The sequence below is a fragment of the Actinopolyspora mzabensis genome, assembly GCF_900101095.1.
Taxonomy (GTDB): domain Bacteria; phylum Actinomycetota; class Actinomycetes; order Mycobacteriales; family Pseudonocardiaceae; genus Actinopolyspora; species Actinopolyspora mzabensis.
The window spans coordinates 131,434-155,490 of record NZ_FNFM01000004.1; the positions used below are offsets into that span (position 1 = coordinate 131,434).

Genomic DNA, 24,057 nt, shown 5'->3' on the forward strand with positions numbered 1-24,057 from the left:
CCGCGCTCCCGCCGAAACGCTTCCGGGAACCGGTAACCGAGTGCGCACCGCGCCCTGCGCTGATCGGGTGGCGTCGAACCGCTATGCTGAACCCAACGGCGTTGATCCGGCCATCACCGGGGAGCCTCCGGAAGAACGGATGCGAGCCCGTGGTGTTCGTTTCCCAGTAGAACCGGACGGGTAGGCCCGTCACAGCCGTGAACGAGAGGTCACGTGTCGTTTTCCGGTCACGTGGCAAGCGGGGTGGTACCGCGGTACGCGAGTGTGCGTTGTCCCGCAGCGAGCTCGCAGTGTCGTCCCTGCCCGAGCATCTCCGTCCGATGCTCGTGCGGCGTAACCACACGACACACTCGCGAGGAGCGCATCCGCGATGGCTTATCCGAAGGTACCGTTCAACGGCGCGGGTTCCGAGAGTTCCGAAGCCGCGCGCTCCACCGACGCGGTGGCCGCGCAGCCGTCCTTTCCCACGATCGAGCACGAGGTCCTGGACTTCTGGAAACGGGACGACACCTTCCGCGCCAGCGTCGCCAACCGTCCGTCCGGGCACAACGGTTCGAACGAGTTCGTCTTCTACGACGGGCCGCCGTTCGCGAACGGTCTGCCGCACTACGGGCACCTGCTCACCGGTTATGCCAAGGACGTGGTGCCTCGGTACAAGACCATGCGGGGCTACCGCGTCGAACGCAGATTCGGCTGGGACTGCCACGGTCTGCCCGCCGAGGTCGAGGCCGAGAAGCAGCTCGGCATCAGCGCCAAGTCCGAGATCGAGTCGATGGGTGTCGCCGAGTTCAACGAAGCCTGTCGTAGTTCGGTACTGAACTACACCGACGAGTGGCAGGACTACGTCACTCGGCAGGCGCGTTGGGTGGACTTCGCCAACGACTACAAGACGCTGGATCTCGACTACATGGAAAGCGTCATGTGGGCCTTCCGGACCCTCTGGGACAAGGGGTTGGTCTACAGCGGTTTCCGGGTGCTCTGGTACTGCTGGCGCTGCGAGACGCCGCTGTCCAACACCGAGACGCGGATGGACGACGTCTACCGGCAGCGGCAGGACCCCGCGGTCACCGTCGGAATGCGGCTGGACGCCCCGGGTGCCGTCTTTGACGGGGCGTTGGCTCTGGTCTGGACCACGACCCCCTGGACGCTGCCCTCCAACCTCGCCGCCGCGGTGCATCCCGAGATCGAGTACGTCCTGGTGCGGCCCGCCGACGGCGAGCGCTCCTATGTTCTGGCCGCCGACCGGCTGGATGCCTACACCAGGGAGCTCGGTGAGGACGCCGCCGAGCATGTCGTCGCCCGGTTCAGCGGTAGTGAGCTGCTGGGAAGCCGGTACGACCCGCCGTTCGACTTCTTCACGGGCAGGCAGAACGCGCACCGCGTCCTGGCCGCCGACTACGTCACCACCGATGACGGTACCGGGCTGGTGCACATCGCCCCCGCATTCGGTGAGGAGGACAAGGCGGTCACCGATGCCGCCGGGATCGAACCCGTCGTGCCGGTGGACGAGCACGGCAGGTTCACCTCGGAGGTCGCTCCCTACGAGGGGCAGCAGGTATTCGAGGCGAACAAGGCGATCATCAGGGATCTCAAGGCAGCGGGCTCGTTGCTGCGCCACGAGACCTACGACCACCCCTATCCGCACTGCTGGCGCTGTGACAACGCGCTGATCCAGCGTGCGGTGTCCTCCTGGTTCGTCGAAGTAAGCCGGTTCCGCGACCGGATGGTGGAGCTCAACCGGCAAATCGACTGGGTGCCCGAGCACATCAGGGACGGCCAGTTCGGCAAGTGGTTGGAGAACGCGCGGGACTGGAACATCTCCCGTAACCGCTACTGGGGCTCCCCGATCCCCGTGTGGGTCTCCGACGACCCGGAGTACCCCCGTACGGACGTGTACGGCTCGCTCGACGAGCTGGCGGCCGACTTCGGCGTGCGTCCCACCGATCTCCACCGCCCGAACATCGACCTGTTGACCCGTCCGAACCCGGACGACCCCACCGGCAGGGCCACCATGCGCCGGGTACCGGACGTGCTGGACTGCTGGTTCGAGTCGGGGGCCATGCCCTTCGCGCAGGTGCACTATCCGTTCGAGAACGCCGAATGGTTCGAACACCACTACCCGGGCGATTTCATCGTGGAGTACAGCGGGCAGACCCGCGGGTGGTTCTACACCCTGCACGTGCTCGCCACCGCGTTGTTCGACAGGCCCGCGTTCGCACACGTGCTCGCGCACGGGATCGTGCTCGGCCACGACGGGCTCAAGATGTCCAAGTCCAAGCGCAACTACCCGGACGTGCGCGAGGTCTTCGAGCGTGACGGATCCGACGCGATGCGATGGTTCCTGATGTCCAGCCCGATCCTGCGTGGCGGGGATCTCGTCGTCACCGAGAAGGGGATCCGGGACGCGGTCCGACAGGCTGTGCTGCCGCTGTGGAACTCCTGGTACTTCCTCGCGCTCTACGCCAACGCGGAGAACGTGGCGGGAACCCGGCGCACCGACAGCGGGCACGTGCTCGACCGCTACGTACTCGCCAAGACGCGCGAGCTCGTCGACGACACCAGGGAGGCGATGGACGCCTTCGACCTCTCCGGAGCGTGCGCGGCCGTGCGGGACTTCCTGGAGGTGCTGACCAACTGGTACGTCCGGCGGTCACGTGATCGTTTCTGGGCGGGTGATCAGGACGCCATCGACACGTTGCACACCGTTCTCGAGATCACCTGCCGAGTGGTCGCACCGCTGTTGCCGTTGACCGCCGAGGCGGTCTGGCGCGGCCTGACCGGCGGGCGTTCGGTGCACCTGGCGGACTGGCCGGAGGCCGAGGAACTGCCCGCCGACACCGAGTTGGTCTCCGCCATGGACAGCGTCCGGCAGGTGTGCTCGGCCGCGCTCGGGCTGCGCAAGTCGAACAAACTTCGCGTCCGGCTGCCGTTGCGCCGGTTGGTCGTGGCGTTGCCGCGCTCGGAGTCGCTGCTCCCCTTCCTCGAGCTCGTGCGGGACGAGGTCAACGTCAAGAATGTCGAGTTGACCTCGGATGTCGCCGCGCATGGGCACTTCGAGGTCTCGGTCAACGCTCGGGTGGCGGGTCCACGACTCGGGGGCGATGTGCAGAAGGCGATCAAGGCGGTCAAATCGGGTGAGTGGACTCGCACCTCGCAGGGTGGCGTGCTGGCAGCGGGGATCGAACTCCGCCCGGAGGAGTTCTCCGAACACCTGGTGTCGACCGACCCCGGTGCGGCCACCGCGTTGCCGAGCGGTGACGGACTGGTGGTACTGGACACCGAGGTGACGACCCAGCTCGCCACCGAGGGATTGGCCCGTGACGTCGTCAGGGTGGTTCAGCAGGCCAGGCGTGAGGCCGGTTTGGTCGTCTCGGACCGGATCGTGGCAACGATCGCCGCCCCGGAGCCGGTCCGTGCGGCCGTGGCGGAACACCACTCGTTCGTCGCGGGTGAGACGTTGGCCGACGAGATCGAGTCCGCCGATACGGCGGGTGACGGGGCGCTGGTCGGCACGGTCGGCGACGCCGATACCGAGATCGCGGTTTCGGTGGTCAAGTCCTGAGCGGACAGGCCGTTCCGCTCGTCGATCCGGAGATCGCGCTCCCGGCGGCCGGTGGTTCGGAGCGGAGTGGCGGGACCTCCCGAAGGCCCCGCCACTCGGTGGGTTCATCGATCAGGCCTCGTGCTCGGAGCGATCGACCGACCACTCGGTGTGGAAAACCCCGTCGAGATCGGTTCGGCGGTAGGTGTGCGCTCCGAAGTAGTCCCGCTGCCCCTGGATCAGGGCGGCGGGCAACCGCTGGGCGCGAACGGTGTCGTAGTAGGCCAACGACGTCGAGATCCCGGGTACCGGTACTCCGGCCGCAGTGGCGATGGCGACCACACGTCGCCACGAGTCCTGGGCCTCGCCGAGCGCCTCGCGGAAGTCGTCGTCGGCCAGCAGGCCGGCCCGGCCGGAGGTCTGGTCGTAGGCAGCTCGGATGCGATCCAAGAACTCCGCCCTGATGATGCAGCCGCCCCGCCAGATCGTGGCGATCGCACCGAGGTCGATGTCCCACTCGTAGGTCTCGCTGCCCGCCTGGATCTGATCGAAACCCTGGGCGTAAGCGATGATCTTGGAGGCGTAAAGGGCGCGTTCCACGTCGTCGACGAACCGTTCGGGATCGTCGACCACGGGCTCCGTCGAAGGACCGGGAAGCCCGGACGCCTCCTCGCGCAGGCGTGGTTGTCCCGAGATCGAGCGCGCGAACACCGCTTCGGCGATCCCGGTCACCGGGCTGGCCAGTTCCAGGGCGTTCTGGACGGTCCAGCGGCCGGTGCCCTTCTGCTCGGCCTGGTCCAGCACCACGTCGACGAACGGCAGGGAGGTACGGCTGTCCACGTGACCGAGCACCTCGGCGGTGATCTCGATCAGATAGGAGTTCAACCGGCCGGTGTTGAACCGGCGGAAGGTTTCGGCGATCTCGCCGGGTCCTAGCCCCAGAACCCTGCGCAGCAGGTCGTAGGTCTCCGCGATGAGCTGCATGTCGGCGTACTCGATGCCGTTGTGCACCATCTTGACGAAGTGACCGGCCCCGTCCGTCCCCACATGGGTGACGCACGGTGTGCCGTCCACGTTCGCGGCGATCGAGCGCAGAATGGGCTCCAGTTCACGGTAGGCCTCGGGCGAGCCTCCCGGCATGATGCTGGGACCGTGCAGCGCCCCCTCCTCACCCCCGGAAACTCCGGCCCCGACGAAATGCACTCCCCGGTCGGCCAGTGCCGCTTCCCGACGTCGGGTGTCGGCGAAGTTGGCGTTCCCGGCGTCGACGAGGATGTCTCCCGTGTCCAGCATCGGCAAGAGTTCGTCGATCACCGCGTCGGTGGGGTCTCCGGCCTTGACCATGATCACCAGGCGTCGGGGGCGTTCCAACGTGTCCACGAGTTCCCGCAGCGACCCGGTGGCCAGGAAATTTCCCTCATTCCCGAACCTGTTGATCAGCTCGTCGGTGCGTTCCCGATGCCGATTGTGCACGGCCACCCGCTGCCCGTTGCGGGCGAGATTGCGGGCCAGGTTCCTACCCATGACGGCCAGGCCCGTAACCCCGATGTTCGCCTTGTCGCTCATCTGTGCTCCGATCCGATGTCCCGATCCGCGACGCGAACCGGGGTGTCCGCTCGGGCAACATCATCAGTTGTCCCCGTGTTCCAACGGCATGCCTAGCGCACCGCCGTGGTTTTCGCAGCGCGGTGTTCGACGCACCGTCGCTTCGGGGCGGGGACGGAGCCCACCGCTGTCCCGGCCTGGCTGAACCCCTTCCCGTCCGGTCGGGGACAATGGGGGAGTGAGCGATGAGCACCACCCGAGCGACCCCTCCGGCCCCGCCCGCCCGGCGCCCGGATCGGCCACCGAACGTCGCGGTCCGCCGCGCCCCCGATTGTTGGTGCTGCTGTTCGGGATCGCCGTGGTCCTGATCGGTGCGGACACGATCACCAAGTCGTTGGCGGTGGCCGAGCTGGATGACCGAGAGCCGGTCAAGCTGTTCGGTGGGGCCCTGTACCTGGTGCTCTTCCGCAACCCGGGAGCCGCGTTCAACATCGGAACCGGGTTGACCTGGCTGCTGGCGCTACTGGCGATCGTGGTGATCGGTGTCATAATCTGGTTCGCCCCGAAGCTCCGTTCCACCGGTTGGGCGGTGGGGATCGGCCTGGTGCTGGGGGGTGCCTGCGGCAATCTCGTCGACCGGATATTCCGGGAACCCGCTCCGCTGCGCGGTCACGTGATCGACTTCCTGTCCGTGCTCGCACCGGACGGAAGTGTCTGGCCGGTGTTCAACCTGGCCGATTCCGGGATCGTGTGTGGTGGTGTGCTGATCGTGCTGCTGGCACTGCTGGGCTACGACTACGACGGAACCGTGCATCGGCGAGGAGCGGAACAGGGCACTGGCAGCGGCCACCGCGACGGTCCCACCGCCGGAGGCGGGCGACGTGAGGCCGCGGACGGTAATCCTTCCGAAGGGGGGACGACTTCGTCGGGTTCGGTCGAGGAACAGCGACGCGAGGACGGTGAGGAAAGCTCGTGAGTGAGTTGCGCACACTGCCCGTGCCCGACGGGCTCGACGGGATGCGGGTGGACTCCGGGTTGGCCAAGCTGCTGGGCGTCTCGCGCAACACCGTCGCGGCGCTGACCACCTCCGGAGACGTCGAATTGGACGGCGCGCCCGCCGGTAAGTCGGATCGGTTGCTGGCCGGCTCGTGGCTCGAGGTGCGGCTTCCCGGCGAGGAGACGTCCCCCGAGGTCGTCGCGGTGCCCGTGGCAGGCCTGACGATCGTGCACGAGGACGACGACATCGTGGTGGTCAACAAGCCCATAGGTGTGGCGGTTCACCCCAGCCCCGGCTGGGAGGGGCCGACGGTGCTGGGCGGGCTGGCCGCGGCGGGCATCAACCTCGCCGTTTCCGGCCCCCCGGAACGCCAGGGAGTGGTGCACCGCCTCGATGCGGGCACCACGGGGGTCATGGTGCTGGCGAAGTCGGAGCGTGCCTACTCCGCGTTGAAGCGTGCGTTCAAGGAACGCACGGTGGACAAGCACTACCACGCTCTGGTGCAGGGCCACCCCGATCCGAGTCGGGGGACGATCGACGCGCCCATAGACCGCCATCCCAGGGTCGATCACAAGTTCGCCGTGGTCACCGACGGCAAGCCCAGCGTCACCCACTACGAGACGGTGGAGGCGTTCCGGGCCGCTTCGCTGGTGGACGTGAAGCTCGAGACCGGCCGCACCCATCAGATAAGGGTGCACTTCTCGGCAGTGCGCCATCCCTGCGTCGGTGATCTGACCTACGGTGCCGATCCGACGCTCGCACGGCGGCTCGGCCTCACCAGACAGTGGTTGCACGCGTACTCGCTGTCCTTCGAGCACCCCGGTTACGGCGATCGGGTGACTTTCGACAGTGACTACCCGGCGGACCTGAGTGAAGCGTTGGAGCAACTGCGGGAACAGGACCACTGAGCTCAACCCGGGCGGTAGCCACGCGTTCCCGTCCGGTACAGACCGAGGCGGTGGGGCGGGGGCGCCCTCCGCCGCTCAGAGGTCGCTGATGTCCCAGACCAGCGAGTGGGGTCCCGGATCAGCGTGCGGTGACCACTCGACGCTTCGCAGTTCGGTTTCCTCCGGCAGCACGAACACGCTGTGCCCACCCCCCGTTTCCCCGGGCGAGACGCCGGAGCTGTGCGGCGGCCGGGAGGAAAGCGTCACCGAGGACTTGGACACGGTCGAGCCGTCCCTGGCCACCAGCAGCAAGTGCTGGTCCGGTGGCGAGTCGAACACGGTGGTGCCGCGGTTGGTCAGCTCGACGTGCACCACGATCGCCCGCTGTCCTTCCTCCAGGGTGTGCCCTGCGGCGCTGAACAGGAAATCGGCGGGATCGACCACTTCGACCAGCAGCACGCCGACCGGTTCGCCGTTGGGGCCGACGGTGTCCAGCTTGCTGCCGACCTTGCCCGCTCTGGGAACAGCGGGTGGGCGTGGTGTCGGACCGCCCGTAGCGCTCTGCTCGCTCCGGGGCCATGCACCGGAACCGGGAGGGCCCCACGTGTTGGGCGCCGAGGCGGGTTGTGGTGCCGGTGGCGTGGGGGAGGGCTGCGGTGGCCCCTGCCCCGGCTGTTGTTGCGGCGGCGGTGGTCCCTGGCCGGGGGAGGGGGGCGAGTGCGGAGCCATCGGCGGGTACGGCCCGTGCGGTTGGTAGGGGCCGCTCATGCCACCGGGGACCGCATAGCCCCCACTGTGCGGTCCCGAGTGCTGCGGAGGCGGTGGCGCACCGGTTCCGGAGGGAGGCGCCTGGTGGCCGCCGCCGGGGTGGCTCGGTTGGACTCCGACTGAGGCGAGCGCGTTGCGGATCCCGTTCGGGTCGCACTCCACACCGACCACCAGTGGCAAGCCGGTGGTGGACAGCGTGGCCAGCCTCGCGGCCACCTCACGCACGTCCATGTTCAGGTAGGCGGCGAGTTCGTGAACTGCGGCGCGACCTGTCTCGGCGACGGCGTTGAGCAGACGGACGTCCACGGGATCTGGGGCAGCCACGTCTTGTCACGCTACCCGCTCCGGTGAGCGTCGTGTTTCGTGGTGTCGATCCACTTCCGGGGTGTCGTTCGGCCGGATCCCTGGTTTCCCCCGTGCCGCTGGGCCGTCCACGAGCACGCCGGGGATGGTCCGACGACTGCGGAACGGACTGGATTAGGGTTGGGGAGCCGGGCCTGGTCCCCCTTTCGTCGTAACGCGAAGGACGTCGACCGCACCGGACTCAGAATCGACCATGCGAAACGTCGCTGCTGGTCACAGTATTGAATTGCGCCGTGTTGCTCCACGGGAGGGAAAGCCGCCGTGCCTACCGATTCGTTCGTTCATCTGCACGTGCACACCGAGTATTCGATGTTGGACGGCGCGGCGAAGATGGGGGCCCTGTTCTCCGAGGCGAAACGACTCGGGATGCCCGCGGTCGCGATGACCGACCACGGCAACATGTACGGTGCCGACGAGTTCTATCAGCAGGCCAAGAAGGCGGGCATCAAACCGATCATCGGTATCGAGGCCTATGTCGCGCCGCAGAGCCGTTACCACAAGAAACCGGTCTTCTGGGGGGAAGCCAAGCAGCGCAGCACCGACGAGTTCGGTGAAGGTGGTGACGTGTCGGGTGCCGGGGCCTACACCCACATGACCATGCTCGCGCGGAACTCGACCGGACTGCGCAACCTGTTCACCCTGTCCAGCCGTGCCTCCTTCGAAGGGCAGTACCGCAAACCCCGCATGGACCGCGAGTTGATCGCGGAGCACGCGGAGGGGATCATCGCCACGACCGGCTGTCCCTCCGGCGAGGTGCAGACCCGGCTGCGGCTGGGGCAGTACCGTGAAGCCCTGCAGGCGGCCTCGGACTACCGCGACATCTTCGGCGCCGAGAACTACTTCCTCGAGCTGATGGACCACGGGCTGGTCATCGAACGTTCCGTCCGCGAGAACCTGCTCAAGATCTCCAAGGAACTGGGGCTCCGTCCGCTGGCCACCAACGACAGCCACTACGTCACAGTCGACCAGGCCGAGTCGCACGGGGCGTTGCTGTGCGTGCAGTCGGGCAAGACCCTCAACGACGAGAACCGATTCCAGTTCAACGGCGACGGTTACTACCTCAAGTCCGCCGAGGAGATGCGCGAGTACTGGGACTCCGAGGTGCCCGGTGCCGCCGACAACACGCTCGTGGTCAGCGACCTGGTGGAGTCCTACGAGCAGGTCTGGACCTATGAGGACCGGATGCCGCGTGTCACCGTGGAGGCGGGGCGAACGGAACGGGACGCGCTGGCCGCCGAGGTGGAGTACTACCTGCCCACGCGTTTTCCGGACGGCATCGGCGAGGAGTACCGGGAGCGGATCGAACGCGAGATCGACGTGCTGGACACCAAGGGGTACTGCGCGTACTTCCTAGTGGTCGGTGACGTCACCCGTTGGGCGAAGTCGGAGAACATCCACGTCGGCCCCGGCCGTGGCTCGGCAGCCGGATCGTTGCTGGCCTACATCCTGCACATCACCGATCTCGACCCGATAGCCCACGGCCTGATTTTCGAGCGCTTCCTGAACCCGGAACGGGACTCCCCACCGGACATCGACCTCGACTTCGACGACCGCAGGCGCGACGAGGTGTTGCAGTACGCGATCGACAAGTACGGTCGGGACAAGGTCGCCCAGGTCATCACCTTCGGCAAGATCAAGACCAAGGCCGCCATCAAGGACGCCGCGCGGGTGCACCACGGTCAGCCCGGCTTCGCCATAGCGGACAAGATCTCCAAGGCGCTTCCCGCTCCCATAGCCGCCAAGGACATCCCGCTGGAAGGCATCGTCGATCCGGAGCACGAACGCTACGCCGAGGCCGCCGAGGTACGCGGGCTCATCGAGAACGACCAGTCCGTCTCGCAGATCTTCTCCACCGCACGTGGTCTGGAAGGGCTGATCCGCAACGCGGGAGTGCACGCCTGCGCGGTGATCCTGTCCTCGCAACCGCTGATGGGCACGGTTCCGCTGTGGATGCGCGACGACGGTTCCATCATCACCGGGTGGGACTATCCCAGCTGTGAGGCCATCGGCCTGCTCAAGATGGACTTTCTGGGGCTGTCCAACCTGACCATCCTCGGTGACGCCCTGCAGGCGGTGCGCGACAACCACGGGTTGGACATCGATCTGTCCACCCTGGCGCTCGACGATGCCAACACCTACGAGCTGCTCGCTCGCGGCGAGAGCCTGGGGGTCTTCCAGCTCGAAGGCGGTGGGATGCGCGAGCTGCTCAAGCGGCTGCGTCCCACGGAGTTCACCGACATCGTGGCGGCCAACGCCCTTTACCGGCCCGGCCCCATGGAAGTCAACGCTCACCTGGACTACGCCGATCGCAAGAACGGCCGCAAACCGATCGAGCCCATCCACCCCGAGCTGGAGGAACCGCTGCGCGACGTGCTGGCCGAGACCTACGGCCTGATCGTCTACCAGGAGCAGATCATGGCGATCGCGCAGCGGGTGGCCAACTACACCCTCGGACAAGCCGACATCCTGCGGCGGGCCATGGGCAAGAAGAAGAAGGAGGTCCTCGACGAGGAGTTCGTTCGCTTCCACGCCGGCATGTCCGAGAACGGCTACAGCGAGGAGGCGATCAACGCCCTGTGGACCACGGTGCTGCCCTTCGCCGGTTACGCGTTCAACAAGTCCCACGCCGCCGGGTACGCCCTGGTGGCCTACTGGACCGCCTATCTGAAGGCGAACTACCCGGCCGAGTACATGGCGGCACTGCTGACCGCCAACGGCGACAACAAGGACAAGATGGCGGTCTATCTCTCGGAGTGCCGTCGGATGCAGGTCCGGGTGCTCTCCCCGGACGTCAACGACTCCAGGGACACGTTCACCGCCGTCGGCTCCGACGTCCGGTTCGGGCTCAGCGCGGTCCGCAACGTCGGTGGCAACGTGGTCGGCTCGATATGTCGGGTTCGTGACGAACAGGGAAGATACGTCTCCTTCCGGGACTTCTTGGACAAGTCCGAGACGGTGGCCTGCAACAAACGTGTCGTGGAGTCGCTGATCAAGGCCGGCGCCTTCGATTCGCTGGGGCACACGCGAATGGGGCTGACCGAACAGCACGAATCCGCTGTCGACGCGGTCGTCGGGTTGAAACGGCAGCAGGCTGCCGGACAGTTCGACCTGTTCGGTCCCGCTTCGAGCGATGACGCGGCCTCGGAGAGCTCCCCGCTGGCCCATCTGACGTTCTCCTCCGAGGAATGGCCCCGCAAACAGCTGCTGGCCTACGAACGCGAGATGCTGGGGCTGTACGTCTCGGCGCATCCGCTGGACGGTGCCGAGAAACTCCTCGCTCCCTACCAGGACACCGGCATAGCCGAGCTGATCGGTGGGGAACGTTCCTCGTCCGGGGGGAGGGACGGCAAGGATCAGGTGCGGATCGCGGGGATGATCTCCGGCATCCAGCGCAGGCTCAACAAGAACGGTCAACCGTGGGCCATCGTGACGATGGAGGACATGGACGCCAGCGTGGAGGTGCTGTTCTTCCCCAAGGCGTACGAGATGTTCGCCGATACCCTCGTCGAGGACACCGCGATAGCGGTCAAGGGGCGTATCAACGAGCGGGAGGGTGCCATCAGCGTGTTCGCCTCGGACGCTGTTCCGGTGGACATCTCCGCGGCCGAGACCGACCCCGGCAGCAGCCCTCCGTTCGTGTTGCGGCTCAACGCCTCCAGGGTGGATCGAGGCATGGTCCACGAGCTCAAGCGCACGTTGCGCGCCCATTCCGGTGAGGTGCCGGTCCAGGTCAAGTTGCAGGGCAGTCGGGGCGAGATGCGACTGGCGCTTTCCAGTGAGTTCTTCGTCAACACCGACAACGGCTTGCAGGGTGAGCTCAAGGGGTTGTTGGGCGCCGGGTGTTTCGAGTCCCTGAGCTGATCGGGTGCCTGAGCTGATCGGGTGGTCCGCTCGGAGGGATCACCCGTGGGGACCCGTCGAGCGGATTACCTCTTGTCGGTGAAAATCGTTCGGACCTGCCGGGCGTGGTAGTGACAGATCAATTATTAACGGTGTTAACTGTGGGTGGACCGGTGTCTACCGCGAAGGGCTGTCATGACTTCGTCCCAGCAGTGTCCACGTGACTCCGTCTCGGTGCTCGACAACGAGTTCCTGCAGGATCCACACGTGCATTACGCGTGGCTGCGGGAATCCGATCCCACCAGGAGAGTGGTCACCGTGACCGGGATGCCGGTATGGCTGGTGACTCGCTACGCCGATGCCAAAGCAGCACTGACCGACCCCAGGCTCAGCAAGGACTACCGCGGGATGGGGCGGATAACGGAGCGCGAGGTCGAACGGGGCGCCCAGCGGGCCGACATCTCGGAATCCGTCCAGGCTCACATGCTCAACATGGATCCGCCCGATCACACACGACTGCGCAAGTTGGTGGTCAAGGCGTTCACCGCCCGTCGTGTCGAGGCGTTGCGCCCCAGGATCGAGCAGATAACGGGCGAACTGCTCGACGAGATGGCGGCGAACGAGCATGCCGGTGACTTCGGTATCGATCTGCTGGACGAGTTCGCCTTCCCCCTTCCCATCCGTGTGATCTGCGAACTGCTGGGCATCCCCGAGGACCGCAGGGACGAGTTCCGCGAGTGGTCCAACACGGTGGTTTCCGGACAGGAGCCGCAGGCCGCGGAACAGGCTGCCGCGGCCATGGCGGACTACCTGCTCGAGCTGGTCGAGGAGAAACGGCGGAACCCGATGGACGATCTGCTCACGGCGCTGATCGAAGCCAGTGACGACGCGGATCGGCTCAGCGGCGAGGAGCTGATCGCCATGGTGTTCCTGCTGCTGATCGCCGGACACGAGACCACGGTCAACCTCATCGGCAACGGGGTACTGGCATTGCTGCGCGATCCGGAGCAGTACCGGCTGCTGCGTGACGAACCGGAACGGGCCGCTTCGGTGGTCGAGGAGACGTTGCGGTTCGACGGCCCCGTGAATCTGGCGACCTTCCGGTACACCACGGAACCGGTGATGGTCGGAGACGTGGAGATCCCCGCGGAAGAGCTGGTGCTGGTAGCGCTGGGGTCTGCCAACCGGGACTCGGACAAGTTCGAAACGCCCGATCGGTTCGACCAGGACCGAGCCACCAGCGGCCACCTGGCTTTCGGGCACGGTATTCATTTCTGTGTCGGAGCCCCGTTGGCACGCCTGGAAGGGCAGATAGCGCTGCGACGGCTCACGGAGCGCTTTCCCACCATGGAGCTGGCCGTGCCGGAGGAACAGCTGGCTTACCGCCCCAGCACGTTGATGCGTGGACTGGAACGGTTGCCCGTCCGGCTTTCCTGATCGAAGTTTTTCGCTCGGGTTCTCGGCTCGCTCGACCGACCGGCCGTCCTCCGTTGTCGTTTCCGGTGGCGGGCCGAAACCCGTTCGGGCCGGTAGACCGACCGCGGCCCTTCGGCCCGAACGGGTAATCCGGTTCGTCACCGCACGACGATCACGGTGTACGGTCCAACTTCCCTGGTGGTGAACTCCGGACCTCGGAACAGCGCCGCGTCGAACAGCACCCGGTGGTTAAGCACGTTCGGCTGGGCGGGGAAAACGTCGCGTTTCAGCGTCAGCGAGAGCTGCCCCACCGGTGGGTTCGAATCCACTGCCGTGTCCTCGCCCTCGCGGGGCACCCCGGACTCCGAGCGATGCCGGAGTACGAACACGTCCGGAGAGCGGAACGGACTGTCGCGTAGCAACTGTGCCAGCTCGGCGCTGTCCGTGGCGTCGGCCCAGCGTGCTATTTCCGCGGCGCGCTTTTCGTACTCACCCAGCGGATTGGCGTAGTGTGGCGTTTCCTGCTGGAACATCCAGTACGGTTCGAACGAGCCCAGCTTGTAGTTCGTGCTCAGCACGACGTTCTGCTGCGGATTTCGGCCGGTCATCCCGGATATGGTCGAGATGAGTTCGTCCAGCCAGGAGTTGGGTTCGTTCGGGTTCCGCGCGCCGAGGGCATTGTGGCCGGTGGGGTAGTAGTCCTCGTACGCCTCCTGGACGCGGGACTCCAACCCGGTGTTGAGCTGGTACTGCGCCACCGAGAGCGAGCCGGTCATGGCCAGCACCACCGACAGCGCAGTCAGCTGCGGTAGATACCTCCCCGGAAGTCTTCCCCGCAGCCAGTGGAGCAGCTCGACCAGTCCGAGCACGCCGGCCACGACCAGGACGCACTCCAGGGTTACGCGGAGACGGAACGCCAGCAGCGTGGTCTCGGCGACCAGCGCCAGTGTGGACAACCCGAACCACACGTAAACGGTGACCGTCACCGTCAGCAACGCCGCCGCGAGCCGACTGCTCGTCGCGCGAAGTATCAACCACACGAGACCGCACAGGCACAGCACCCCGAACGGGGAGAACTCGGCGAACGGCAACGGCAGGTAGGCGCTTCCCGCCGGTAAGTAGTGCTGGGCCGCGCCGCTCTCGGAGAGTCCGCCCGCGAGCAGGAACGGAGCCCACACCACCAGAGCCAACAGGCCGCTGACCACTCCGATGGGAAGCAGCCGTAGGAACAGTTCCCACGCCGTGCGCCCGGGTGGAGCGCCGCCCGCGACTCGTGTCGCCCCGAGGACGAGGGCCATAACCACGGTCACCAGTACCGCGAATCCGAAGTTCAGCGTGTAGGTCATCGCCGCGAAACCGACGAAGATCCCCACACCGAGCAACACACCTCGGGGCGCGCGTTCTCGTTCGGAGAGGGCGTACCAGGCCAGCACAGCCATCGGAGCCAGCAAGGCGGCTGAGGGCCAAGCGTACGGTTCCATCACGCCGTGCCGCATACCGGCCAGCATCGTCACCAGCGCGGCCAGCAGCGCCTGCTCACGAGGTAGTACCAGGCTCCACAGCGTGAAGGCCACCACCACGACCACGGCCAGCCACGTCAGCGCGTAGGGTTTGTACGCGGCCCAGCCCTCCCAGCCGATCAGGTTCGCGAATCGTCCACCGAGCCAGAACCAGCCCCAGGGGTAGTAGGGGACGATGTCCGCGTAGTTCATGTCCGCGGGCACCAGGTTCTCCGCCATCCGGTTCAAGTACTGCAACCGGAACCCGTTGTCCACCGAGGAGCCCCCGTAGTAGAGCCGGGTGCGTTGCAGCGGCGTGGCAAGCAGCAGCGTGGTCAGCGCGGTGAGGGCGGTCCAGAGCCCGAGGAGGCGCAACCTCCCGTTTCCGATCCTTCTCCCGAGAGCCGGCGGCACCAGGAGCAGCAGCAGAAGTACGGTGGAACCGAGAACGGCAAGGGCTTCGGGGGCGTTACCGGGTTCGGAGATTCCCGGCTGAACGATGACGAACTGCAGCAATACACTGAGCACGACCGTGATTCCCGTGCCCAGCAAAAGTTCGAGGACCGTGCGACCGCCGGAAAGTCTCGGCATCGAGTCCGGGAAGCTCCGCTCCGTGTTGTCCGTTCCGATCGAGCTGGAACTCGGCAAGGTGCCACTCCCGGTCCTGAGAATTCGATGATGGATGTCACGCACAATAACGACAGTTGAACGTCTGTGCTCTCGTGACCCCGGACAGTAGTTGTCCGTGGCCGATTCACCGGTTCGTTCGGAGGAGGCTCGGTGTCGGAACAACCGGTCGAGGGACCGGAGGAGGGGTACGCGGCCGAACGTGATGCGGTCGCGCGGCGACAGCTACGAACACGGCTGCCGCGCCCCGGGGTGGTGTTCGGTGCGGATCTGTTGCCCGCCCTGAGCGTGTTGTCGCTGGTGACCTTGCTGGGATTTCCGCTCGGCTGGATCTGGGCCCGCCTGGCACCGCCACAGGAAAGCACCATGACCCGAGATGGTGAGCTGGTTCCGGTGCTTGTCGAGAGCTACCACGGATTCGACGGGCTGGCGGTTTTCCTGCTGCTGAGTTCTGCCTGTGGCGTGCTCGTCGCCGCGGCGGTCTGGCAGCTGCGTGGTCGCAGGGGGCCCGTGCTGCTCGTGGCGACGGCGCTGGGTTCGTTGTTGTCGGCCTGGCTGGGAATGCGGCTCGGCACTTCGTTCGCCGCCGGTATGTACCCGGTGCCGGACACGCTGCGTCCCGGGGATCTGGTGACTGTGGCGCCCCGGTTGGGCACGTGGGTCGCCTTGTTGGGGCAACCCCTGACCGGCGCGCTGACCTACGGGCTCCTCGTTTCGTGGAACGGCCTGGACGATCTCGGCAGGAGACGAGGTTGATCGGGTTGACAGCACCTCTGTTCCCGAGGTCCTTGCCCGGGCGAAGCAGGTGATTCCGGAGCGGAGACCTCGCCACGTCGGCCCGGTAGCAGGCGCTCCGTCAGCCCGGTAGCAGTCGCAGCGAACGCAGTGCGCGTTCCATCGTGTCCGGTGTCTCGGCCCCGTCGAACTCCTGGTCCGCCATGCCCACCAGAATCGCGGTGCCCTGCTGGTACGGCAGGGCCATCGCGCCGATGTAGGCGGACTCGGTGATGCACGTTTCCGTGGTTGCCGGAACGATCTCCGCACTGACGAAGGTGGCTGTCAGCTTTCCGTCGTCGAGTGTCACCTGCCGTGGTTCTTGCTGTTTCAGCCGTGGCGGCGTCCCGTCACTGGTGGTCCAGAGCATGTTCCCGAGCTTGTCGATGGTCTTTCTGCCTGCTTTGGCGTTGTCGGCCATCGTCGAGGAGGTCAGACCGATCAGGGCGCGGAACGATTGCGGTGCCCGGTCGCAGAAGCCCTCCATGTACAGCGAGTATCCGCTCAGGGTGACCGTCTCGGCCGAGGAGTTTCCCAGCCGGTTGACCGCGTCGGGGTGCGGCGTCCAGTCGCTGGGAACGTCGTATGCCACACCGGTCTCCCGAACCGGGACGGACTGCCAACCGGGAATCGCCGCGGGGACGGACCGCCGCGAGTCGGCGGTGGTGCTCGTGGAGCCAGCCGCGACGGATCCGTTTCCGTCACCCTCGTCATCGAGGTTGACCAGTACCAGTGTGGTGATGATGATGACCACGCTGGCTATCGCGGTCGAGACCACGGCGATGGTCGGGCCACGGCTCCGTTCGGGCGGAGCCGCCGATTCCCCCCGGGGCAGAGGCCATGACGGCGTGCCGTACCGGTTCGACGCCGCCTGCGGCGCTGCGGACGAGGCGCCGTGCCGGGAGTGACCGTACGGGGGTTGTTCGGCGGCGGGGGACCCGTCCCTGGGGACGGGTTGCCCGGTCAGCGGATCGTAGTAGCGCTGCGCGCCGCCGTCCGGTCCCGTCCAACTGTTGGACCCGCCAGGTAACGACATGGTTCGTGATCCTAGCGAGTACCGCGCATCGCGTGTCGGGTCCTCGCGTGATCGCGTCGGGAATCAGTTGGTTCCCGCGTGTTCGGCGAATTCGGACAGCTGGGCGGGAACGGCGCGCAGCCTCCGCACGAACTCGGTCTCCCGGTTGATCAGCGAGCGGATCTCGCGCATCCGTGCCACCGGGTCGGTCTCGGCGAGCAGGTCCTGGCGGTCGTCCGGTGCGAGAACGCAGTTCTCCGCCAGCGCGTAGGAGAGTGCCGCGAACTCGGTGCTCTCGTCGGGGGTGGTGGTGCCCTCCACCCGGAGTCCGGTCGCCAGGTAGCGCTCCTGGGCGGCTCGGGCCGAGGCCGACAGCCTCTCCCTGAGCTGTTCGGAGTCCTGCTGCGGAGTGCTGTCCGGCAACCACTCCACGCGGGCCATCAGATAGGGGGCCGCCTCGGTGTCCAGTTGCAACAGTCGGAAGCGGTCCCGACCGGTGGTGGTGATGTCGTAGCGCCCCTCGGGGAGCTGCTGCACCTCGTCGAGGTGCGCGGAGCACCCGACCTCGTACATCGCGTCGACGTTGTCCTCGCCGACCTCCCAGCCCTGGCGGATGCCGATCACACCGAACCTGCGGCCGGGTACGACTTCGTTGACCAGATCCATCACGAGTTGCCGGTAGCGTGCCTCGAAGATGTGCAGCGGTAGGGAACCGCCCGGCAACAGCACGTTACCCAGCGGAAACAACGGAAGCGTTTCAGTCACACCACCAACCTACTTGTACTGTCGTCGCGCTGACCAGCAGAGCCGCTCCAGCGGCACTCCGGGGTCATCCGGGCGGGCGCAGCACCGCGAACCTGTCCGTGATCTGCAGGTCGCGCGAGGTGAACCGGAAAAGCGCCGGTGGTCGACCCCCCGACGGGCCCGCTGCCACGGTCTCCCCCGTCGTCTCCAACGCGCCCCGTCGGGACAGCACACGTTGCAGGTTAGTGGCCGATACCCGGTATCCCAGGGCGGCCGAGTAGAGGTCACGCAGTTCGGAGACGGTGAATTTCGGCGGAGCCAGCGCGAAGCCGATGTTGGTGTAGGACAGTTTGGAGCGCAGGCGTTCCCGCCCCGCCAGCAGGATCTCCTCGTGGTCGAACGCCGTTTCCGGTAGTGCTTCGACGGGGTGCCAGGCGGTGTCGTCCGGCAGCTCCGGATCCGTGTCGCAGGGGATCAACCCGAGGAACGCGGTGACCACGATGCGCTTGTCCGGGACTCTGCCGGGGGAACTGAACACCGCCAGCTGCTCCACGTGTGTGAGCTCGCGCACGTCGACCTTTTCGGCGAGCTGTCTGCGGATGGAGGATTCCACCGTTTCGTCGGGGCCGAGCCTGCCGCCCGGAAGTGCCCAACGGTTCGGATGGGGTGGTCGGGCGCGTTGCCACAACAGTGCCTTCAGGGAGCCCTGCCGTACCTGCACGACTCCCGCCAGTACCTCGTGGCCCGTGATTTGGCTCGTATCGCGCTTCCGATGCCCCGGCGGCGTGTTAGTATTGGACACGTTTTCGATCCTAAGACGAAAACCCTGGTGGCGAAATCAGGAGTTCGACAACCCGGTGATCAACCGGGCCCGCGGGGAATCGGCGCGGTGGTTCGACCACTCGTGTCGGTGAGGAGGAGGACATGGCCGCGACAGCAGCCACCGCCGGTGGTTACGGCAACCCGGCCGAACTCGACACCGCAGAGCTGCGGCGCACCGAAGACGGTTACACGGGTGTTCCCGGTAACGCGGCGTGGGCGGCCGAGGTCCGTCGGCTGGCCGAGCAGCTGGACGCCGTACTGCTCGCGCACAACTACCAGCTGCCCGAGATCCAGGACGTCGCCGACCACACCGGCGATTCGTTGGCGCTCAGCAGGATCGCCGCCGAGAGCGCGGCGAGCACGATCGTCTTCTGCGGCGTGCACTTCATGGCCGAGACCGCCAAGATCCTCAGCCCGGACAAGACAGTGCTGATTCCCGACGAGCGGGCGGGGTGCTCACTGGCGGACTCGATCACCGCCGACGATCTTCGTGCCTGGAAGGCCGACTTCGTGCGAGCGGGTGAGCCCGAGCCGGTGGTGGTCTCATACGTCAACACCACGGCCGAGGTCAAGGCCGAAACCGATGTATGCTGCACCTCCTCGAACGCGGTCGAGGTAGTGCGCTCGATTCCGGAGGAACGTCCGGTGCTGTTCTGTCCGGATCAGTTCCTCGGCGCGCACGTGCAGCGGGAGACCGGTAGGCCGAACCTGCACGTCTGGGCGGGCGAGTGCCACGTGCACGCCGGAATCAACGGTGCCGAACTCGCCGAGCGTGCCGCCGCCGAGCCGGAGTCCGAGTTGTTCATCCACCCGGAGTGCGGTTGTGCCACCTCGGCGCTTTACCTGGCCGGGGACGGGACCGTGGACTCCGAGCGGGTCAGGATCCTGTCGACCGGTGGGATGCTCGACGCGGCGCACCGAACCGGTGCGTCCTCGGTGCTGGTCGCCACCGAGGTCGGGATGCTGCACCAGCTGCGCACGGCTGCTCCGGAGGTGGACTTCCGCCCGGTGAACGACCGGGCCTCCTGCAAGTACATGAAGATGATCACTCCTGCCGCGCTGTTGCGCTGCCTGACCGAGCAGGCCGACGAGGTCAACGTCGATACCGAAACGGCGCGGCGTGCTCGCTCGGCCGTGGAGCGGATGATCAGCATCGGCCGGCCCGGTGGTGGCGAATGACCTGGCACGCGGGTGCGGACCTGCTGATCGTCGGAACCGGTGTCGCCGGGTTGACCGCCGCGCTGCGCGCCCGGGAGTGCGGTCTGCGCGTGCTGGTGGTGTCCAAGGAAGCCGCCGGTGTCGGGAACACCGAATGGGCACAGGGCGGTATCGCCGTGGTCAGGTCGGAGGAGTGCGATCCCTCCGACAGCGTTCGACAGCACGTGCGGGACACCCTCGAGGCAGGTGCCGGGCTCTGTTCCACCTCGGCGGTGCGCACGATACTCGGGGACGGAGCGGACGCGGTGCGTCGGCTGTGCGCCGCGGGCGCGCGGTTCGACGGTGCGGCATCCGGGGCGCTCTCGCGTACGCGCGAGGGCGGACACAGCGCGTTCCGCGTGATTCACGCCGGTGGTGACGCGACCGGTGCCGAGGTGCAGCGTGCCCTGGTCGAGGCAGGCACCGAGGCGGGAATCCCGATTCTGGAGAACCACTGCGTGGTCGAGCTCTCGCACACCGAGTGGGGAGCGGTCGGTGGCGCGCTCGTACTCGACCACGCGGGCAGACCCGGTCTCGTACAGGCGCCCGCCGTGTTGCTGGCCACCGGTGGGCTCGGTCAGCTGTACCGGGCGACGACCAATCCGGAGGTCGCGACCGGGGACGGTGTGGCGCTCGGGCTGCGCGCCGGGGCCGCGGTCTCGGACCTGGAGTTCGTCCAGTTCCACCCGACCGTGCTGCACACCTCCGCCCCCGAGCGTGGGAGCCGACCGTTGATCACCGAGGCGGTTCGGGGCGAGGGAGCCGTGCTACTGGATTCCCGAGGTGAACCGGTGATGGCGGGCAGGCACCCGATGGGGGATCTGGCTCCCCGCGACGTCGTTTCCGCCGCGATCAACGAGAAACTCGCCGAGACCGGCTCGGAATCGGTCTACCTCGACGCGACCGGGCTCGGCGACGGATTCGTCGCGCGTTTCCCGACCGTGTACGCGGCGTGTCGGGACGCCGGGATCGATCCGTTGGTCGACCCCATTCCGGTCACCACGGCCGCGCACTACTCCTGCGGCGGGATCATGTGTGATGTCGACGGCAGAACCGGGGTGACGGGCCTGTACGTCGCGGGTGAGGTCGCCCGTACCGGGCTGCACGGTGCCAACAGGCTAGCCTCCAACAGCCTGTTGGAAGGACTGGTACTCGGTACCCGTTCCGCCGACGCCGCGCTGCGCGATCTCCGGTCGGGTTCGCTGCGCCGGGGTTCGGTGCTCACCGAACGCCCGCCCGCCGCCGCCGTGGTCGAGCGCTCCCGGCTGCAACAGCTCATGAGCGGATACGCCGGTATCGGACGGCACGCCGACGGGCTGCGACAGGCCGAGTCCGGGCTGGACGCCGCGGCCGTGGTGCGACCGTTGCGGACTCGTGCGGAAGTCGAGGACGCCGCTCTCGGGCTCACGGCCCACGCGCTGCTCGCCGCGGCGGCGGACCGGACCGAGTCCCGTGGCTGCCACCGGCGCTACGATCACCCCGAAACCGATGATCTGCGGTGGGGGCGCCCCAATCCGTTGCGGCTGGACGTGTCCGGCTGGTTGATCCGTTCCACTCCGGAGGAATCGAGGAAAGTGGCTTGAATCTCTCCGAGGACACCGTCCGAAACCTGCGTACCGCCGGACTGGATCCCGCGGAGAGCTCAGCTCTGGTGCGTGCGGCGCTGGCCGAGGATCTACGCTACGGCCCCGACCTCACCACGGGGGCCACCGTGCCCGCGGAGGCAGTGGCCTCGGCCGCGTTCAACACCCGAGAAGCCGGTGTGGTGGCCGGGCTGCCGTTCGTACTGGCCGTGCTGGACGAGACGATCGGGCCGGACGGCTACCAGGTGCTCTCGGCGGTCTCCGACGGCGGGGAAGTCGCCGCGGACGAGTGCGTGCTCGCGGTTCGCGCGCCGGTGGGCGGTCTGCTCACCGCCGAACGGACGGCGTTGAACCTGCTGTGCCACCTCTCCGGTGTGGCGACGGCTACGGCGGCCTGGGTCGCGGCGGTGCGCGACTCGGACTGCGTGATCCGGGACAGTCGCAAGACCGTGCCCGGAATCAGACTGCCGCAGAAGTACGCGGTGCGTTGCGGCGGTGGCAGCAACCATCGGCTCGGGCTCGGCGACGCCATGCTCGTCAAGGACAACCACGTGGCAGCCGCCGGTTCCGTGACCGCCGCACTGCGGGCGTGCCGGGAGTACGCGCCCGAACTGGAGCTCGAGGTCGAGGTGTCCGGTCTCGACGAACTCGACGAGGTGCTGCCCGAGAACCCGGCGTTGGTGCTGCTGGACAACTTCACGCCGCGGGACTGCGCCGAAGCGGTCCGACGTGCCGCGGAACTTTCCCCCCGAACCGGGCTGGAGGCTTCCGGGGGGCTCACCCTCGACCTCGCACCGACCTACGCCGCCACCGGAGTGCACTACCTGGCGGTCGGAGCGTTGACCCATTCGGCGGGCGTGCTGGACATCGGATTGGACATGTGAACCGGCTCCGACACCGGGTTCGGTCGGTGCTCCTATCGAACCCGGTCCCGCCGTAGCCTTCCGCTCAAGCCGTCTTGCTCGGGGCATTCTTGTGTACCGTGATCCCCGAGCGGTGCAACTCGAGCCGCGACGAAAGTGCGACCCACCCTTACTTGTGGCTGACCACGTTGACCACCCGGCCGTTGGGGTCGCGGACGAAGAACCGGCGCACTCCCCACTCCTCGTTCCGCAGCGGGTGCACGATCTCCGCACCGTTCTCCACCATCCGCGCGTGGACGGCGTCGACATCTTCCACCTCGACGCTCATGTCCGGTACGACCGGGGCCGTCTCGTCGTGGGTCATGAAGGTGACCTGGGCCGTGGGATTGCTGGGCGAGGCGAGTGTCATCACCCAACCGAGGTTCATGACCTCCTCGAACCCCATCAGACCGTAGAACTCTCGGCTCTCCTCCATGGCTTCCGATCGGATGTCGGGCATGGCGCGGCGGATGGACATCGGTCACTCCTGTTCGAACGAGGAAACACAGGCGTCCCAGATTCTCCGCCTAGGGACGACACCCCACATCGAACGCGGTAGGAACCGCCGCGAACGTACACCTCCGGGGCACGGCGTCCCCGCACCGGAGTTCCGGCACGGGAGCCCCGGCCCGAGAAGGAACCGCCCCGGTGATCAGAACTTCCGGTTGGCGAGTACCGGAATCTCCTCCCGCGCCTGCTCGGCGCGCTCCGGAGCGATGTCGGTGATCAGCACGTCGGGTTCGGCCTCGAGCTGGTCGTGTATCACCCCATAGGGGGTGACCACGGTGCTGTAGCCGATTCCGGTGGGGGCCTTGGCCGCCGGTTCGCGGCCGATGCTGCGTGGATCCGCCTGTCCGCAGGCCAGTATCCAGGAGGTGGAGTCCAGCGCCCTGGCCCGTGCCAACAGTTCCCACTGCTCTCGCTTGCCCGTTCCCGCGCCCCAGGAAGCCGCCGTGACCGTCACCGAGGCGCCAAGTTCCGCCAGTGTGGTGAAAAGCCCGGGGAAACGAATGTCGTAGCAGGTCGTGAAACCCACGGTGGCGCCGGGCAGCCGCACTGTCAGCGGTTGCTCCCCCTCGGCCACGTTGCGCGACTCGGTGAAGCCGAACGCGTCGTAGAGGTGGATCTTGTCGTAGCGTGCCCGCATGCCCGGTCCGGTCACCAGCAGTGTGTTGGTCACTCGGCCGTCCTCGGTGGGGGTGAACATTCCCGCGGTCACGGTGATGCCCGCGTCAGCGGCCAGCCTGCCGACCTCACCGGCCCACGGGCCGTCCAGCGGTTCCGCCAGCGGTGCCAGCGGGATTCCGAAGCAGGCCATGGTGGCTTCCGGAAAGACCGCGAGTTCCGCACCGGCCTCGGCGGCACGACGCACTCCTCCCGCCACGAGCTCCAGGTTGGCGTCCGGGTCCGGTGTGGACGCGATCTGGCACAGCGCGACGCGCACTTGGGCTCCTCCCGTTGTGGCCGGGCTACACTCGACATTCTCCCATGCGCTCACTGCCGTCGACGAGCGTGCGTCCGGGTAGGCAACGTCTCA

17 protein-coding genes are annotated in these 24,057 nt (G+C 67.1%); 9 read left to right on the top strand and 8 right to left on the bottom strand.

Going from position 1 to position 24,057, the window contains the following annotated elements:
* The first annotated feature begins 370 nt into the window (after window positions 1-370).
* Window positions 371-3,562, top strand: a complete 3,192-nt coding sequence (gene ileS / locus BLR41_RS07815; RefSeq protein ID WP_092627340.1) for an isoleucine--tRNA ligase — start codon at window positions 371-373, stop codon at window positions 3,560-3,562.
* Between the two features lie 111 nt (window positions 3,563-3,673).
* Here the strand turns inward: ileS and gndA are convergent, their stop codons facing one another.
* Window positions 3,674-5,107 (bottom strand): NADP-dependent phosphogluconate dehydrogenase, encoded by a 1,434-nt coding sequence (gene gndA / locus BLR41_RS07820; RefSeq protein ID WP_092627341.1) that lies wholly within the window; start codon window positions 5,105-5,107, stop codon window positions 3,674-3,676.
* Between the two features lie 217 nt (window positions 5,108-5,324).
* Between gndA and lspA the strand changes: the two genes are divergently transcribed.
* Window positions 5,325-6,062, top strand: coding sequence for a signal peptidase II (gene lspA, locus BLR41_RS07825; protein WP_092627342.1), 738 nt, complete (start codon window positions 5,325-5,327; stop codon window positions 6,060-6,062).
* Window positions 6,059-6,991, top strand: coding sequence for an RluA family pseudouridine synthase (locus BLR41_RS07830; RefSeq protein ID WP_176797875.1), 933 nt, complete (start codon window positions 6,059-6,061; stop codon window positions 6,989-6,991). Before lspA ends, BLR41_RS07830 begins: the two co-directional genes overlap by 4 nt.
* Window positions 6,992-7,066: 75 nt before the next feature.
* Here BLR41_RS07830 and BLR41_RS07835 read toward each other — a convergent pair whose 3' ends face one another.
* Window positions 7,067-8,062: an AsnC family protein gene (locus BLR41_RS07835; protein ID WP_092627343.1), complete on the bottom strand. Its 996-nt coding sequence runs from the start codon at window positions 8,060-8,062 to the stop codon at window positions 7,067-7,069.
* A gap of 300 nt (window positions 8,063-8,362) precedes the next feature.
* Between BLR41_RS07835 and dnaE the strand changes: the two genes are divergently transcribed.
* Window positions 8,363-11,962 (top strand): DNA polymerase III subunit alpha, encoded by a 3,600-nt coding sequence (gene dnaE / locus BLR41_RS07840; RefSeq protein WP_092627344.1) that lies wholly within the window; start codon window positions 8,363-8,365, stop codon window positions 11,960-11,962.
* Between the two features lie 174 nt (window positions 11,963-12,136).
* Window positions 12,137-13,378, top strand: coding sequence for a cytochrome P450 family protein (locus BLR41_RS07845; RefSeq protein ID WP_092627345.1), 1,242 nt, complete (start codon window positions 12,137-12,139; stop codon window positions 13,376-13,378).
* A 137-nt stretch (window positions 13,379-13,515) separates the two neighbouring features.
* Here the strand turns inward: BLR41_RS07845 and BLR41_RS07850 are convergent, their stop codons facing one another.
* The gene (locus BLR41_RS07850; protein ID WP_245693986.1) at window positions 13,516-15,504 is read right to left on the bottom strand and encodes an arabinofuranosyltransferase; all 1,989 of its coding nucleotides are present in this window, start codon (window positions 15,502-15,504) and stop codon (window positions 13,516-13,518) included.
* Between the two features lie 132 nt (window positions 15,505-15,636).
* On the opposite strand from BLR41_RS07850, the gene BLR41_RS07855 reads away from it, so the two are divergent.
* Window positions 15,637-16,239: a DUF2567 domain-containing protein gene (locus BLR41_RS07855; RefSeq protein WP_245693987.1), complete on the top strand. Its 603-nt coding sequence runs from the start codon at window positions 15,637-15,639 to the stop codon at window positions 16,237-16,239.
* Window positions 16,240-16,339: 100 nt separating this feature from the next.
* On the opposite strand, the gene BLR41_RS07860 is transcribed toward BLR41_RS07855, so the two are convergent.
* The 3 genes from BLR41_RS07860 to BLR41_RS07870 form a co-directional block, all read right to left on the bottom strand.
* Window positions 16,340-17,293, bottom strand: coding sequence for a DUF8017 domain-containing protein (locus BLR41_RS07860; protein WP_143013023.1), 954 nt, complete (start codon window positions 17,291-17,293; stop codon window positions 16,340-16,342).
* Between the two features lie 63 nt (window positions 17,294-17,356).
* Window positions 17,357-18,037: an LON peptidase substrate-binding domain-containing protein gene (locus tag BLR41_RS07865; RefSeq protein WP_176797876.1), complete on the bottom strand. Its 681-nt coding sequence runs from the start codon at window positions 18,035-18,037 to the stop codon at window positions 17,357-17,359.
* A 64-nt stretch (window positions 18,038-18,101) separates the two neighbouring features.
* Entirely contained in the window at window positions 18,102-18,767 is a 666-nt protein-coding gene (locus tag BLR41_RS07870; RefSeq protein ID WP_176797894.1) for an NUDIX domain-containing protein, read from the bottom strand.
* A gap of 173 nt (window positions 18,768-18,940) precedes the next feature.
* Here BLR41_RS07870 and nadA point away from each other — a divergent pair, with 173 nt between their 5' ends.
* Genes nadA through nadC form a run of 3 tightly spaced genes read left to right on the top strand, consistent with a single transcriptional unit; the run spans window position 18,941 to window position 22,502 of the window.
* Window positions 18,941-20,017 (top strand): quinolinate synthase NadA, encoded by a 1,077-nt coding sequence (gene nadA, locus BLR41_RS07875; protein WP_092627349.1) that lies wholly within the window; start codon window positions 18,941-18,943, stop codon window positions 20,015-20,017.
* Window positions 20,014-21,618, top strand: a complete 1,605-nt coding sequence (locus BLR41_RS07880) for an L-aspartate oxidase (RefSeq protein WP_092627350.1) — start codon at window positions 20,014-20,016, stop codon at window positions 21,616-21,618. Before nadA ends, BLR41_RS07880 begins: the two co-directional genes overlap by 4 nt.
* On the top strand, window positions 21,615-22,502 hold the full coding sequence (gene nadC / locus BLR41_RS07885; RefSeq protein WP_092627351.1) for a carboxylating nicotinate-nucleotide diphosphorylase: 888 nt from the start codon (window positions 21,615-21,617) through the stop codon (window positions 22,500-22,502). Before BLR41_RS07880 ends, nadC begins: the two co-directional genes overlap by 4 nt.
* 148 nt (window positions 22,503-22,650) lie before the next feature.
* Here nadC and BLR41_RS07890 read toward each other — a convergent pair whose 3' ends face one another.
* Together BLR41_RS07890 and BLR41_RS07895 are read right to left on the bottom strand one after the other, a co-directional pair.
* Entirely contained in the window at window positions 22,651-22,998 is a 348-nt protein-coding gene (locus BLR41_RS07890) for a VOC family protein (RefSeq protein ID WP_092627352.1), read from the bottom strand.
* Window positions 22,999-23,172: 174 nt separating this feature from the next.
* On the bottom strand, window positions 23,173-23,964 hold the full coding sequence (locus BLR41_RS07895) for a carbon-nitrogen hydrolase family protein (protein ID WP_092627353.1): 792 nt from the start codon (window positions 23,962-23,964) through the stop codon (window positions 23,173-23,175).
* Between the last annotated feature and the right edge of the window lie 93 nt (window positions 23,965-24,057).